This window comes from Nocardia sp. NPDC058519 (genome assembly GCF_042719755.1).
Lineage (GTDB): Bacteria > Actinomycetota > Actinomycetes > Mycobacteriales > Mycobacteriaceae > Nocardia.
On record NZ_JBHXNK010000018.1, the window covers coordinates 1 to 13,552 of the forward strand.

A 13,552-nucleotide genomic window follows, 5' to 3' on the forward strand; every position below is an offset into this window, starting at 1 on the left:
CCGGATGCGGTGAGAGCCGCACGTCCGGTTCGGCGGGCGGCCAAGGGAAACGGATTCGGAGCAATCCGGACACCGCGCCCTTGGCCGACCCGACTGTACTTACAGCCCTGACCTACCGGACCTCATCGACCACCACCGGGTAGCCCAGTTCGTAGAACTTGGGTGCGGATTGCCGCACACACCCAACATCCACGACATCGCCGCGGACCGCATCGACTCCGCCCGCACGCTCTACATCGACAACGACCCGATCACAACAACTCAGAAGGAGCCCCGTGCCCATCGAGCACGAAGCGAAAATCCTCGACATCGACCCCGACATCATCGACCGTCACATCCTGGACAAAGGCGGCCGCAAGCTCGGCGAGCGATTCATGCGCCGCTACGTCTACGACGTCACCCCCGGTGTCAATGGCAAGTGGATCAGGCTGCGCGACAACGGAAAACGGACGACGCTCGCGGTCAAAGAGATCGCCAGCGACGCCATCGACGGCACACATGAGGTGGAGGTGAGCGTCGACGACTTCGCCGCTACCAACGCCCTGCTCGAGATGATGGGATTCTCTGCGAAGTCGTACCAGGAAACCAAGCGGATCAGCTACACGCTCGACGGCGCAGAGCTCGAACTCGATAACTGGCCCAGGATCCCGTCGTATCTCGAGATCGAAGCCGCCACCAAAGCCGACGTCATCCGTGTCGCCGAACTGCTCGGCTACACCGAAGCAGACCTCACCGGCGAGAACACGATAAAAACCTACGCACGCCACGGAATCGACCTCAACACGATACGAGAACTGCGCTTCTGACGCTGTCCATACCTCGCCGCGAGCTGCCCGAACAGCAGAACAACGCCAAGGTGATCGGTGCGGGCATGGCGCAACCTCGTCACCGACCGCACGGACCTCGTCAGCGCCGAGCAACCCAGATGGCGGGATTACAGTTCAGTGGATGAGTTTCAGAATCGCGGCCTACGCCGTCTGCCTCGAACGGGGGCGGGTGCTGCTCACTCGTCACGTGGCTGCAAGCGGCGAAACCACGTGGACACTTCCAGGCGGTGGGGTCGAGCATGCGGAGGATCCCTTCGATGCGGTGATCAGGGAGCTCTCCGAGGAAACCGGCTACAGCGGGGTTGTCGAACGCCTGCTGGGGGTGGATTCGAGGGTGATTTCCGCGGCCGTTGCCCATGCGGGAGTCGAGCATCAGAATGTCGGAATCTTCTACCGCGTCCGAGTCACCGGCGGTCGGCTTCGAGCCGAACTGGACGGGGCAACTGTCGAGCCCACCTGGACTCCGATCGGTGAGGTGGCTTCTCTGCGCCGATCATCGCTTGTCGAAAACGGCCTGGCTCTGGCACAGACACTTCCGGCAACCGGTCACGTCACGACCACTCCCGTCGGCGGTTTGATCCAGCACTGAATACCGGCGGCACGGCCTCGAGCCCATCGAGCGATACAACGACCACGGTGGCGGCCAGGTGGTTGATCACAGCGCAGCGGTCGGTGTCACTCTCCCCCGGTCGGCGCCGTCGCGGCGACACGGCCGACGATGCCCTTGGCGATGGAGGCGGTGACCCGGTCTGTCACCGCGCTCGTCGAGCGCAACAGCAGTTGCAGGGGCTGTTTGCCCTCTACGGCGAAGGTCCATGTCAGCCGGGTTCCTGTGGCGGTCGGGGCCAGTTCGATGTCCTCGGCGAAGCGACGGAGCCCGGGGATCGAGGCGAAGTCGACGGTAAAGGTCATGCGCTGCTGGTCTTCCCAGCGGTAGAAGCGTTCGGTCAGGGCGGCGATGCGCCCGAGGGTGACGACGCGGACCGCGCCGACGCCGAAGGGTCGCGGCGAGGTCCACCGCATTCCGGTGACCAGCCCGGACCACGACACAAGTGCGTCGTCGGCGGTCAGGGCCGCCCAGACCTCCGACGGCGGGGCGGGAATGTCGAGGATGTGGACGAAGCGGTTCGATGCGCTCGCGAGGAATTCGTCGTCGGATTCGATCAAGGCGAATGACTGAGCCATGGTTATCGGTGTTCTTCCTGTTGTCGATCCACTGTCGATAGTCCGTTCCAGCACAGGGCGGACGCGGTGTCGACCGCGTCCTTCTTCGGGATCGGCCGCCCGGCCTCCAGCCAGTGGCCTGCCGCGAGGCGGCTGAGGCCGACCAGTCCCCAGGCGTGGATGTCGGCCCTGTTCGCGTCCACACCCGCTGCCCTCAGTTCAGCGCTCACTGAGACGGCGCATTCGCGCATCGCGTTGCGCACCCGCCATTCGACGCACGGTTCGCTCGGCACCGCCGATTCGAACACCAGCACATACCCGCCCAGGTCGTGTTCGACGAAATCGAAATAGGCCTGCACCGCCCCACGCACCCGGTTTCGTGGCTCGGTGCCCGCAGCGAGAGCCGCGCGGACCCCGTCGACCATCCGGTCCAGATGAAGTTGCAGCACAACGAGATACAGATCCAGCTTGCTCGCGAAATGATCGTAGAGCACCGGCTTGCTGATCCCGGACCTGGCGCTGATCTCGTCCATCCTGGCGCCGTGGTATCCGTTGGCGACGAAGACCTCTTGCGCGGCGACCAGCATCGTCTGCCGCCGGTGGGCCCGCGCGACGGGCCCCCGAAGGTCGGCGGCAGAGGTGGCCGATCCCCCGGCACCCGGGGTCACCGGGTGCCGGGTGTCGCCGCGCATCGTCGTCATCGGAAACCGGTGCTCAACCGAGCGTTTCGCCTGCTGCGGCCTTGGTGCGCAACGACTCCGGGACCTCGAAGCGGGCGCCGTAGGCCGCGCGTAGCTGGTCGGCCCGCGCGACGAATCCGGCGAGGCCGCCCTCGTACTGGTTGATGTACTGGATCACACCACCGGTCCAGGCGGGGAAACCGATGCCGAAGATCGATCCGATGTTCGCGTCCGGCACAGTGCGGAGCACACCCTCGTCGAAACACCGCACGGTGTCGAGGGATTCGGCGAACAGCATCCGTTCCTGCATGTCGATGAACGGGATGCCGTGGTCGCGGGTGTACTTCTCGGCCAGTCCCGGCCAAAGGCCGAGCTTCTTGCCGTCGGCGTCGTAGTCGTAGAAGCCGCGGCCCTCGAGCCTGCCCGGCCGGTCGAAGTCGTCGACCATCGCGTCGACGAGCGGGTAGGCCTTCGAATCGGTCCAGTCGCGGCCCTCGGCGAGCAGGTTCTCCTTCAGGCTGCGCCGGATCTTCTGGGCCAGTTTCATATTGATCTCGTCGGCCAGCGCGAGCGCGCCGACCGGGTAGCCCGCCTGGGTGGCGGCCTGTTCGACGCTGGCGGGGTGCACGCCCTCGGCGACCAGCGCGATGGCCTCGTCCATGAACTGGCCGATGACCCGGCTGGTGAAGAAGCCGCGGCTGTCGTTGACCACGATCGGGGTCTTCTTGATGGCGAGGGTGTAGTCGATGGCGCGGGCGATCGCTTCGTCGCTGGTCTGGTCGCCGACGATGATCTCGACCAGCGGCATCTTGTCCACGGGCGAGAAGAAGTGCAGACCGATGAAGTCCGCGGGTCGCTGTACGCCGGTGGCCAGGTCGGTGATAGGCAGAGTGGAGGTGTTGGAGCCGAGCAGGGCATCCGGGTTCACCAGCGCCTCGATCTCGCCGAACACCTTCTTCTTCAGGCCCGGGTCCTCGAACACCGCCTCGACGACGAAGTCGCAGCCCGCGGCGTCGGCCGGATCGGCGCTCGGGTGGATGCGGCCGAGGATCTCGTCGTACTTGTCCTGGGTCACGGCACCCTTGCTCAGCGCCTTGTCCAGCAGCTTGGCCGAGTAGGCCTTACCGCGCTCGGCCGCCTCGATGGTGACGTCTTTGAGCACGACCTGCATACCGGCGCGGGCCTGCACATAGGCGATGCCCGCGCCCATCATGCCCGCGCCGAGCACGAGGACCTTCTCCGGCGTGCGCACGGGGAAGCCTTCGGGGCGGCTGCCGCCCTTATTGATCGTCCCCAGATCGAAGAACAGGGACTTGATCATGTTGGTGGAGACCTGACCGCAGATCAGGTTGGTGCAGTAGCGGGTCTCGATGGCGAACGCGGTGTCGATGTCGACCTGCGCGCCCTCGACCGCCGTCGCCAGCACCGCGATCGGCGCGGGCATCGGCGCGCCCTTGAGCTGCTTGCGCACATTGGCGGGGAACGCGGGCAGGTTGGCTGCCAGCGCCGGGCTCGACGGGAGGCCGCCGGGGATCTTGTAGCCCTTGACATCCCACGGCTGGGCCGCTTCGGGGTTGGCCGCGATCCAGGCGCGGGCCTGCGCGAACATCTCCTCGCGGGTGGCGGCGACCTCGTGGATGATCCCGACCTGCAACGCCTTTGCGGGTTTCATCCGCTGGCCCTGCCCGACGACATTGAGCACGGCGTTGGTGATGCCGAGCAGCCGGACGGTCCGGGTGACGCCACCCGCGCCGGGCAGCAGCCCGAAGGTGACCTCCGGCAGGCCGAGCAGGCTGCCCTTGGCGTCGAGCGCGATCCGGTGGTGGGCGGCGAGCGCGACCTCGAAGCCGCCGCCGAGCGCGGTGCCGTTGATCGCGGCGGCCACCGGCTTGCCCAGCGTCTCGAGGCGACGGAACGCGGCCTTGTAGGTGTCGAGGCCGAGCGCGATCTGCGGCGCGGTCTCCGGTGTCGCGTTCATCAGCAGGTTCAGGTCGCCACCGGCGAAGAACGTGTCCTTGCCCGAGGTGAGGATGACGCCGTCGAAGGTGTCCTTCTCCGCTTCGAGCCGGTCGACGGTCGCGGTGAGGTCGCGCGCGAACGCCTCGGTCATGGTGTTCGTCGACTGGTTCGGGTCGTCGATGGTGAGCACGAGCACCCGGTCGGTGCCCAGCTCCCAGGCAATCATGTTCTCGCTCATGGTCTTTCCTCTGTATCCGGGTCCGGCGCTCAGACGCGCTCGATGATGGTGGCGATACCCATGCCGCCGCCGATGCACAGCGTGATCAGCGCGCGGCGCGCTCCCCGGCGCTCCAGCTCGTCGACCATGGTCCCGGTGATCATGGCGCCGGTGGCGCCCAGCGGGTGGCCCATGGCGATGGCGCCGCCGTTGACGTTGATCTTCTCGTCGGGCACGCCGAGCTTCTTCTGGAAGTTCAGCACCACCGAGGCGAAGGCCTCGTTGAGTTCGAACAGGTCGATGTCGTCGACGGTGAGACCCGCGACGGCGAGCGCCTTCTCGGTCGCCGGGACCGGTCCGGTCAGCATGATCGTGGAGTCGCTGCCGCTCACCGCGGAGGCGATGATCCTGGCGCGCGGGGTGAGACCGGCTGCGCTGCCCGCGGATTCGCTGCCGATGAGCACCAGCGCCGAACCGTCGACGATGCCGGAGGAGTTACCGGCGTGGTGCACGTGGTTGATCTTCTCGATGTGGTGGTAGCGCTGCAGGGCGACCGCGTCGAAGCCACCCATCTCCCCCATCGCCGCGAACGACGGTGTCAGCCCGGCCAGGCTGTCCACGGTGGTGCCCGGCCGCATGAACTCGTCGTGGTCGAGCAGCACCGCGCCGTTGATATCACGCACCGGAACAACCGATTTGGCGAAGTAGCCGCCCGACCAAGCCGCTGCCGCCTTCTGCTGTGACCGGACCGCGAAGGCGTCGACGTCCTCGCGGGTGAAACCCTCGATCGTGGCGATCAGGTCGGCGCTGACGCCCTGCGGCACGAAGTAGGACTGGTAGTTCGTGATCGGGTCGAGCGCCACGCGCCGCCGTCGGAGCCGAGCGGAATCCGCGACATCGACTCCACGCCACCGGCGATGACGAGCTGCTCCCAGCCCGACCGCACCTTCTGCGCGGCGGTGTTGACCGCTTCCAGGCCCGAACCGCAGAACCGGTTGAGCTGCACGCCGGCGACGGTGTCTGGCAGTCCGGCCGCGATCGCGGCGGTCTTGGCGATGTCGGCGCCCTGGTCGCCCACCGGCGACACCACGCCGAGCACGATGTCATCGATCGCGGCGGGATCGAGGTCGGGATGGCGGGTCTTCAGTTCATCGATGAGCCCGACCACCAGGTCGAGCGGCTTGACGCCGTGCAGGGCGCCGGTCTTCTTGCCGCGGCCGCGCGGGGTGCGGATCGCGTCGTAGATGTATGCCTCGGTCATGGTTCCTCGAAAAGTGTGTGGGGTGATGCCGGGTCAGCGATGGGTGAAGTTCGGTGGCCGCTTGTCGACGAAGGCGTTCATGCCCTCGGTCTGGTCCTCGATCGCGAACAGCGAGTGGAAGACGCGGCGCTCGAAGCGGATTCCCTCGGCGAGGGTGGTCTCGAAGGACCGGTTCACTGCTTCCTTGGCGATCATGGTGACCGGCAGCGACTTCGCCGCGATGGTCTCGGCCACCTCGGCCGTGACGTCGAGCAGGTCGTCGGCGGCCACGATGCGCGAGACGAGGCCGGCGCGTTCGGCTTCCTCGGCGCCGATGGTGCGTCCGGTCAGCACCATGTCCATCGCCTTGGCCTTACCCACCGCGCGGGTGAGTCGCTGGGAGCCACCGATGCCGGGGATCACGCCGAGCTTGATCTCGGGCTGGCCGAATTGCGCGGTGTCGGCGGCGATCAGGATGTCGCAGAGCATGGCGAGCTCGCAGCCGCCGCCCAGGGCGTATCCCGCGACCGCGGCGATGGTGGGCTTGCGGAACTGCGCGAGCCGGTCCCAGCGGGCGAAGAAATCGTCCATGAACATGTCCATGTACGACTTGGGCGCCATCTCCTTGATGTCGGCGCCCGCCGCGAATGCCTTGGCGGAGCCGGTGATCACGACGGCGCCGACCTCGTCGTCACGCCCGAGTTCGTCGAGCGCGGCGACGATGTCGTCGAGCACCCCGGTGTTGAGTGCGTTGAGGGCCTTTGGCCGGTTCAGCGTGATCCAGCCGACGCGGTTCTTGGTCTCGACCAGGATGGTTTCGTAGTCGTTCACGCGGTGGCCTCGCCGGATCGGTCGCGGATGTCGGTGACGATGGCGGAGAAGTCGCGGTGTGCGTCGGTCTGGTTGAACCGCGCGTAGATCGCGGCGGCGAGTTCGCCGAGCTGTCCGTCGATCCCGTTGGCCTGCAACGCGTTCGCGGCCAGGGTGAGGTCCTTCGACATCAGCGCGGTGGCGAAGCCGGGCAGGTAGTCGTTGTTGGCAGGGCTGGCGGGCACCGGGCCGGGCACCGGGCAGTAGCTGGTCAGCGCCCAGCTCTGGCCCGATGCGGTGGACACCACGTCGAAGAACGACTGGTGGCTCAGGCCGAGTCGCTCACCGAGCACCAGCGCCTCCGACAGCCCGATCATGGAGATCCCGAGCAGCATGTTGTTGCAGATCTTGGCGGCCTGACCGACCCCGGCGTCACCACAGTGCACCACCTTGCCGCCCATCACCCCGAGCACCTCGCTCGCGTCGGCGAAGTCGGCTGCCGCGCCACCCACCATGAAGGTGAGGGTGCCCGCGGTGGCCCCGGCGACACCACCGGAGACCGGCGCGTCCAGCGGGCGGTGACCCGCCGTGACGGCCAGTGCCGCAGCTGCTTTCGCGTCGGCGACGTCGATGGTGGAACAGTCGATGAACAGCGTGCCCGGCGTGGCGGCGGGCAGCAGCTCGGCGTAGACGTCGAGGACGAGTTTGCCGTTGGGCAGCATGGTGATCACCACGTCACGGTCGGCGGCAGCCGCGGCGGCGGTGTCCACCACGGTCGCGCCGTCGGTGCGGGCCTGTTCCTGCGCGGCGGGCACCGGGTCGTAGGCGAGCACTTCGTAGCCCGCCCGCACCAGGTTCGCCGCCATCGGGCCGCCCATGTGTCCGAGCCCGAGGAAACCGATCTTCTTGCTCATCGCTGCGCCTTCGCTGTCGTCGAACCCAGTTCCGCCGCACCGAGATCGGCGAAGTAGGCCGCCACCTGGTCGTCGGTTACCTCGGCGAGCGTTGCCGGCCGCCACTGGGGATTGCGGTCCTTGTCGATCACCTGGGCGCGGATGCCCTCGACCAGGTCGTGTGAGCCGAGCGCGGCGATCGAGACCCGGTATTCCTGGTCGAGCACCGCCTCGAGGCTGGTCAGTTCGCGCGCCGCGCGCAGCGACCGCAGCGTGACCTTCAGCGCCACCAGCGATTTGGCCAGCAGGTCGTCGGCGGCCTTCGCGGCATCGGGTGACTCGTGGGCCCGCAACCTTGCCGCGATCTCCTCGACGGTGTCCGCGCTGTAGCAGGCATCGATCCAGCTCTGCTGGGCGAGCAACTCCGAAGCCGGTGCGGCCGTGGCGAACTGCGCGATCGCCTCGTCGGCATTCGCCGTGCGCAGCGCGTCGAGCAGGCCGTCGAGATCGCCGGAAGGCACGTAGTAGTCGGCGAATCCGGCCGCGATCGCATCGCCCGCGCCCATGCGGGCGGTGGTCAACGCGACGTGCGTGCCGAGCTCACCGGGCGCCCGCGAGAGCAGGTAGGTGCCGCCGACGTCGGGGATGAAACCGATACCGACCTCGGGCATCCCGATCTTGGACCGCTCGGTGACGACGCGGTGGCTGCCGTGCCCGGACAGACCGACCCCGCCGCCCATCACGATGCCGTCCATGATCACCACATACGGCTTGGGATAGCTGCCGATCAGCGCGTTGAGATGGTACTCGTCGCGCCAGAACCGCCCGGTCGGCGAATCAGCGCCGGCCGTACCGCCTTTCGCGTCGGCGTGGATGGCGACGATGTCGCCGCCCGCGCAGAGCCCGCGCTCGCCCGCGCCGGTGAGCACGACGGTGCGCACCGCGTCGTCGTCGGCCCAGGACCGCAGTGCGTCGGTGATGGCAAGGGTCATCGCGTGATTGAGCGCGTTGATGGCCTTGGGCCGGTTCAGGGTGATCAGGCCGAGACCGTCACGGACGGTGATCAGGACTTCGGGCTCGTCGGTCATGCTGCTCCGATCAGTGAGCGGGCGACGACCACCCGCATGATTTCGTTGGTGCCCTCGAGGATCTGGTGCACTCGCAGGTCGCGCACGATCTTCTCCAGGCCGTATTCGTGCAGGTAGCCGTAGCCGCCGTGCAATTGCAGTGCCTTGTTGGCGACCTCGAAACCGGTGTCGGTGGCGAATCGCTTCGCCATCGCGCACAGGGATACCTTGTCCGGTGCGTCGGCGTCCAGCGCGGCGGCGGCCCGCCACAGCAGGGTCCGTGCCGCCTCCAGCTCGGTGCCCATGTCGGCCAGCTCGAACTGCAGAGCCTCGTTGCGCACCAGCGGTTTACCGAAGGCGTGGCGTTCGGTGAGGTAGCGGACCGTCTTGTCGAGCGCGGCCTGCGCGCCGCCGATCGAGCAGGCGGCGATATTGAGCCGCCCGCCGTTGAGGCCGTTCATCGCGATCGAGAAGCCGTCGCCCTCGGCCCCGAGGCGGTTGGCGACCGGCACCCGGGCGCCGTCGAGCAGGACCTGACGGGTCGGCTGGGCATTCCAGCCCATCTTCTTCTCATTGGGACCGACCGTCAGACCCGGTGTGTCGGCCGGGACGATCAGCGCCGAGATACCGCGCGGGCCGTCCCCGCCGGTGCGCACCATCATCACGTACACGTCATTGGCGCCCGCGCCGGAGATGAACTGCTTGGCGCCGGTGAGGATGTAGTCCTCGCCGTCGCGAACGGCCTTGGTACTCAAGGCCGCCGCGTCGGAGCCGATGCCCGGCTCGGTCAGGGCATAGCTGCCGAGCAGCTCCATCGACGCCATCCCCGGCACCCACCGCTGCCGCTGCTGCTCGGTGCCGTAGGCATCGATCATCCAGGTCGCCATGTTGTGGATCGAGATGTACGCCGCCACCGAGGGGCACCCGGTCGAGAGCTGTTCGAAGATCCGGACCGCGTCCAGCCTGCGCAGTTCGGAGCCGCCGACGTCGCCGCGCACCGAGATGCCGCCGAGCCCGAGGGGGCCTGCCTTGCGCAGCACATCGACCGGGAAGTGTTTGCGCTCATCCCAATCCAGCGCGTTCGGCGCCAGGAACTCGTCGGCGAACTGGCGCGCGGTCTCACCGATCGCGCGCTCGTCCTCATCGAGGGTGAACATCACCGCATCAGTCCATCGTCGGGATGACGAACGCGTTGGACTCCTTGAGTCCGGCAGGCCAACGCTGGGTGACAGTCTTGGTCTTGGTGTAGAACCGGATCGAGTCCGGGCCGTGCTGGTTGAGGTCGCCGAAGCCCGAGCCCTTCCAGCCACCGAAGGTGAAGTAGGCGATCGGCACCGGGATCGGCACGTTCACGCCGACCATGCCGACCTGCACGCGGGCGGAGAAGTCGCGGGCCGTGTCACCGTCGCGGGTGAAGATCGCGACACCGTTGCCGTATTCGTGCTCGTCGACCAGCCGCAGCGCCTCTTCGTAGTCCCCCGCGCGCACCACGGTGAGCACCGGGCCGAAGATCTCTTCTTTGTAGATCCGCATGTCGGCGGTGACGTTGTCGAACAGGCTCGCACCGACGAAGAAGCCGTCCTCGGCGCCGTCGACGGTCAGTCCGCGACCGTCGACCAGCAGCTGCGCGCCCTCGTCGACACCGATCTGCACGTAGTCGTTGACCCGGTTCACACCGTCGAGCCCGACCAGCGGACCGAAGTCGGCGCCCGGGTCGTCGGAGCGGCCGACATTGAGCTTGTGCACGCGCTCGGTGAGCTTCGCGACCAGCCGATCCGCGGTCTCCTGACCCACCGGCACGGCCACCGACAGCGCCATGCAGCGCTCACCCGCCGAGCCGTACGCCGCGCCGATGAGCTGATCGGCGACATCGTCGAGGTCGGCGTCGGGCATCACGACGGCGTGGTTCTTGGCTCCGCCGAAGCACTGCGCGCGCTTGCCGTTGGCGGTCGCGGTCTCGTAGATGTACTGGGCGATCGGGGTCGAGCCGACGAAGCCGACCGCCTTGATCCGCGGGTCGTGCAGGATCGCGTCGACGGCTTCCTTACCGCCGTTGACCACGTTGAACACGCCCGGCGGCAGACCCGCCTCGAGGAACAGCTCGGCCAGGCGCAGCGGCACCGAGGGATCACGCTCGGACGGCTTGAGCACGAAGGCGTTGCCGCAGGCCAGCGCCGGGCCCGCCTTCCACAGCGGGATCATCGCCGGGAAGTTGAACGGGGTGATCCCGGCGACGACACCGAGCGGCTGACGCATCGAGTACACGTCGATGCCGGTGCCCGCGCTGTCGCTGTACTCGCCCTTGAGCAGGTGCGGAATGCCGATGGCGAACTCGATGACCTCGAGTCCGCGCTGGATGTCGCCCTTGGCGTCGGCGATGGTCTTGCCGTGCTCGGCCGAGAGCAGCGCGGCCAGGCTGTCCATCTCGTCGTTGACCAGGTTCACGAACTTCATCAGCACCCTGGCGCGCTTCTGGGGGTTGAACGCCGCCCACCCCCGCTGGGCCTCGGCCGCGTTCGCGATCACCGCGGCCACCTCGGCGGTGTTCGCCAGCGGAACCCTGGCCTGGACCTGTCCGAGGTTGGGATCGAAGACGTCGCCGAAGGCGCCGGAAGTGCCGGTGACGTGCTTGCCGCCGATGAAGTGCGTGAGTTCGCGAACCATGCCAGTCCTACTCCGTTGATGTCGGTTGCGCGGTGCGCGCAGTTGGAGGTTATCCAATAGTTGGATGTCCAAGCAATTGGAACCTTCGCAGTACGGTTGATGTTTGTCAATGCCCTACCCTCACTATTGACAGATTGCCAACAGAGTGTCCACTCTGGTGCGCAGTCCATCGAAACAAGGAGAGGAACTCGATGAGCACCGTCGACACCGACGCCGAGTCGGAGCTGCAGGGCCTGGCCGAGCTGGCCCGCAACTTCTTCGTCAACACCGTCGCGCCGCACCGCGAGGAGTTCGCCGCGCAGGGTTACCCCAGCCGTGAGGTCTACCGGCAGGCCGGTGAGCTGGGCCTGCTGTGCATGTCGGTTCCCGAGGAATACGGCGGCGGCGGTGGCACTTTCGCGCACGAGGCCGTGCCGTTCACCGAGCAGGTCAAAGGCGGCGACTCCGCGATGCAGCTGGGTGTGCACACCGGCATCGTGCCGCACTACATCCTGTCCTACGCCTCGGAGGAGAACAAGAAGCGCTGGCTGCCCAAGCTCGCCTCCGGCGAGTGGATCGGCGCCATCGCCATGACCGAGCCGGGCACCGGCTCCGACCTGCAGAACATCGCGACCAAGGCGGTGAAGGACGGCGACGACTACGTGATCAGCGGCGCCAAGACCTTCATCTCCAACGGCCGCAACTGCGATCTGCTGATCATCGCCGTCAAGACCGACCCCAGCCTCGGCGCCAAGGGCGTGTCGCTGGTGGTCGCCGAGGTCGCCGACGACACCCCCGGATTCGAGCGCGGCAGACTGCTGAAGAAGGTCGGCCAGAAGGGCCAGGACACCACCGAGCTGTTCTTCGACGGGCTCCGGGTGCCGCAGGCGAACCTGCTCGGCGACGCCGAGGGCCAGGGCTTCATCCAGCTCATGCAGCAACTGCCACAGGAACGGCTGATCTGCGGGGTCGCCGCCGCGGCCGCGATCGAGGCCGCCGTCGACGAGACGCTCGCCTATGTCAAGCAGCGCAACGCATTCGGCAAGCCGCTGTTCGCCCTGCAGAACACCCGCTTCGAGCTGGCCGACTGCGCGACGATCGCGACCGTCGTGCGCACCTTCGTCGACGACGCGGTGGCCAAGCACCTGCGCGGCGCACTGGATGTGAAGACCGCCGCGATGATCAAGTACTGGACCACCGATCAGCAGTCCCAGGTGATCGACCGGTGCGTCCAGCTGCACGGCGGCTACGGCTACATGGAGGAGTACCCGATCGCGCGCCTGTGGATCGACGGGCGCATCTCACGCATCTACGCGGGCGCCAACGAGGTCATGAAGGACCTGATCGCCCGCTTCCTCTGACGCGTCGGCCCGCGTCTACGAGCCGGTCACCAGAATCGGGACCACGTAGGCGCGGGCGAACGCCGCCAAGGCCTGCTCCGAGCCGGTATCGATGGTGCCGACCGGCTGCAGGATCAGCGAGTGCACCACCCGGCAGACCACTTCGACGCGCGCGCTGAGATCGGGGATGTCGGGGAATCGATTGCCCTCGAGCACCTTTCGGATGATCTCCGTGGATGCGGCGACCGAGAGCAGGAAGAACGACGCGCCGTCGACGGTGAGCTGCGGCAGCAGCCGGTCGGCCTCCAGGGTCAGCAGCCGCTCGACCAGTGGGTGCGCCCGCCAGCGCGTGATCACGGTGGTGAAGATGTCGACGACGATGTCGTCGAAGGTGTCGTGGCGCGCCGGGATCTCCCCCAGGTCGGCGAGCAGCCTGCGCACCTCTCGTTCGAACGCCGCGCTCACCACGTCATCGCGCGACCCGATGCGCCGGTAGACGGTGGCGCGGTCGACGTCGGCGGCCCTTGCGATGTCCTCGATCGTCGTCTTGCGCACGCCGACCCGCTCGAACTGCACGAGGGCGGCATCGAGAATTCGTTCTTCGACCGAGTCGGCGGTGGGCGAATTCCCCGAGGTCGCGGCGGTAGAGAGCACGGTTCGACGGTAGCAGGCGCGGCGAGCCACGGTCACAGACGTGGATCAGGTCACTCTG

Annotated in this window: 12 protein-coding genes and 3 pseudogenes; 4 read left to right on the forward strand and 11 right to left on the reverse strand. The window is 67.4% G+C overall.

Going from position 1 to position 13,552, the window contains the following annotated elements:
* Positions 1-94 (reverse strand): annotated as a pseudogene (locus ACFWPK_RS20095) (hypothetical protein); the annotation flags it as partial.
* Positions 95-124: 30 nt separating this feature from the next.
* Here ACFWPK_RS20095 and ACFWPK_RS20100 point away from each other — a divergent pair.
* The 3 genes and pseudogenes from ACFWPK_RS20100 to ACFWPK_RS20110 form a co-directional block, all read left to right on the forward strand.
* Positions 125-253, forward strand: a pseudogene (locus tag ACFWPK_RS20100) (SAM-dependent methyltransferase); the annotation flags it as partial.
* 22 nt (positions 254-275) lie between these two features.
* Positions 276-806 (forward strand): class IV adenylate cyclase, encoded by a 531-nt coding sequence (locus ACFWPK_RS20105; RefSeq protein ID WP_378917881.1) that lies wholly within the window; start codon positions 276-278, stop codon positions 804-806.
* Between the two features lie 142 nt (positions 807-948).
* Entirely contained in the window at positions 949-1,416 is a 468-nt protein-coding gene (locus ACFWPK_RS20110) for an NUDIX hydrolase (RefSeq protein WP_378917883.1), read from the forward strand.
* 86 nt (positions 1,417-1,502) lie between these two features.
* On the opposite strand, the gene ACFWPK_RS20115 is transcribed toward ACFWPK_RS20110, so the two are convergent.
* From ACFWPK_RS20115 to ACFWPK_RS20155, 9 genes and pseudogenes are all read right to left on the reverse strand, one after another.
* Positions 1,503-2,012, reverse strand: a complete 510-nt coding sequence (locus ACFWPK_RS20115) for an SRPBCC family protein (protein WP_378917885.1) — start codon at positions 2,010-2,012, stop codon at positions 1,503-1,505.
* Positions 2,013-2,014: 2 nt separating this feature from the next.
* Positions 2,015-2,692 (reverse strand): TetR/AcrR family transcriptional regulator, encoded by a 678-nt coding sequence (locus tag ACFWPK_RS20120; protein WP_378917887.1) that lies wholly within the window; start codon positions 2,690-2,692, stop codon positions 2,015-2,017.
* A gap of 13 nt (positions 2,693-2,705) precedes the next feature.
* Positions 2,706-4,868 carry a 3-hydroxyacyl-CoA dehydrogenase NAD-binding domain-containing protein gene (locus ACFWPK_RS20125; RefSeq protein ID WP_378917889.1) on the reverse strand — a complete coding sequence of 721 codons (2,163 nt, stop codon included), beginning with the start codon at positions 4,866-4,868 and terminating at the stop codon, positions 2,706-2,708.
* A 29-nt stretch (positions 4,869-4,897) separates the two neighbouring features.
* Positions 4,898-6,108: pseudogene (locus tag ACFWPK_RS20130) on the reverse strand (acetyl-CoA C-acetyltransferase).
* A gap of 33 nt (positions 6,109-6,141) precedes the next feature.
* A complete protein-coding gene (locus ACFWPK_RS20135) occupies positions 6,142-6,918 on the reverse strand; it encodes an enoyl-CoA hydratase (protein ID WP_378917891.1) in 777 nt (258 codons plus the stop codon).
* Positions 6,915-7,811: a 3-hydroxyisobutyrate dehydrogenase gene (gene mmsB / locus ACFWPK_RS20140; protein WP_378917893.1), complete on the reverse strand. Its 897-nt coding sequence runs from the start codon at positions 7,809-7,811 to the stop codon at positions 6,915-6,917. The genes ACFWPK_RS20135 and mmsB overlap by 4 nt, the downstream gene beginning before the upstream one ends.
* Complete coding sequence (locus ACFWPK_RS20145) at positions 7,808-8,878, reverse strand: enoyl-CoA hydratase/isomerase family protein (RefSeq protein ID WP_378917895.1); 1,071 nt, start codon at positions 8,876-8,878, stop codon at positions 7,808-7,810. Before ACFWPK_RS20145 ends, mmsB begins: the two co-directional genes overlap by 4 nt.
* Positions 8,875-10,014, reverse strand: a complete 1,140-nt coding sequence (locus ACFWPK_RS20150) for an acyl-CoA dehydrogenase family protein (RefSeq protein WP_378917897.1) — start codon at positions 10,012-10,014, stop codon at positions 8,875-8,877. Before ACFWPK_RS20150 ends, ACFWPK_RS20145 begins: the two co-directional genes overlap by 4 nt.
* Positions 10,015-10,021: 7 nt before the next feature.
* A complete protein-coding gene (locus tag ACFWPK_RS20155) occupies positions 10,022-11,521 on the reverse strand; it encodes a CoA-acylating methylmalonate-semialdehyde dehydrogenase (RefSeq protein ID WP_378917899.1) in 1,500 nt (499 codons plus the stop codon).
* Between the two features lie 191 nt (positions 11,522-11,712).
* On the opposite strand from ACFWPK_RS20155, the gene ACFWPK_RS20160 reads away from it, so the two are divergent.
* Positions 11,713-12,861 (forward strand): acyl-CoA dehydrogenase family protein, encoded by a 1,149-nt coding sequence (locus tag ACFWPK_RS20160; protein ID WP_378917901.1) that lies wholly within the window; start codon positions 11,713-11,715, stop codon positions 12,859-12,861.
* A gap of 15 nt (positions 12,862-12,876) precedes the next feature.
* On the opposite strand, the gene ACFWPK_RS20165 is transcribed toward ACFWPK_RS20160, so the two are convergent.
* On the reverse strand, positions 12,877-13,494 hold the full coding sequence (locus ACFWPK_RS20165; RefSeq protein WP_378917903.1) for a TetR/AcrR family transcriptional regulator: 618 nt from the start codon (positions 13,492-13,494) through the stop codon (positions 12,877-12,879).
* Positions 13,495-13,552: the final 58 nt, after the last annotated feature.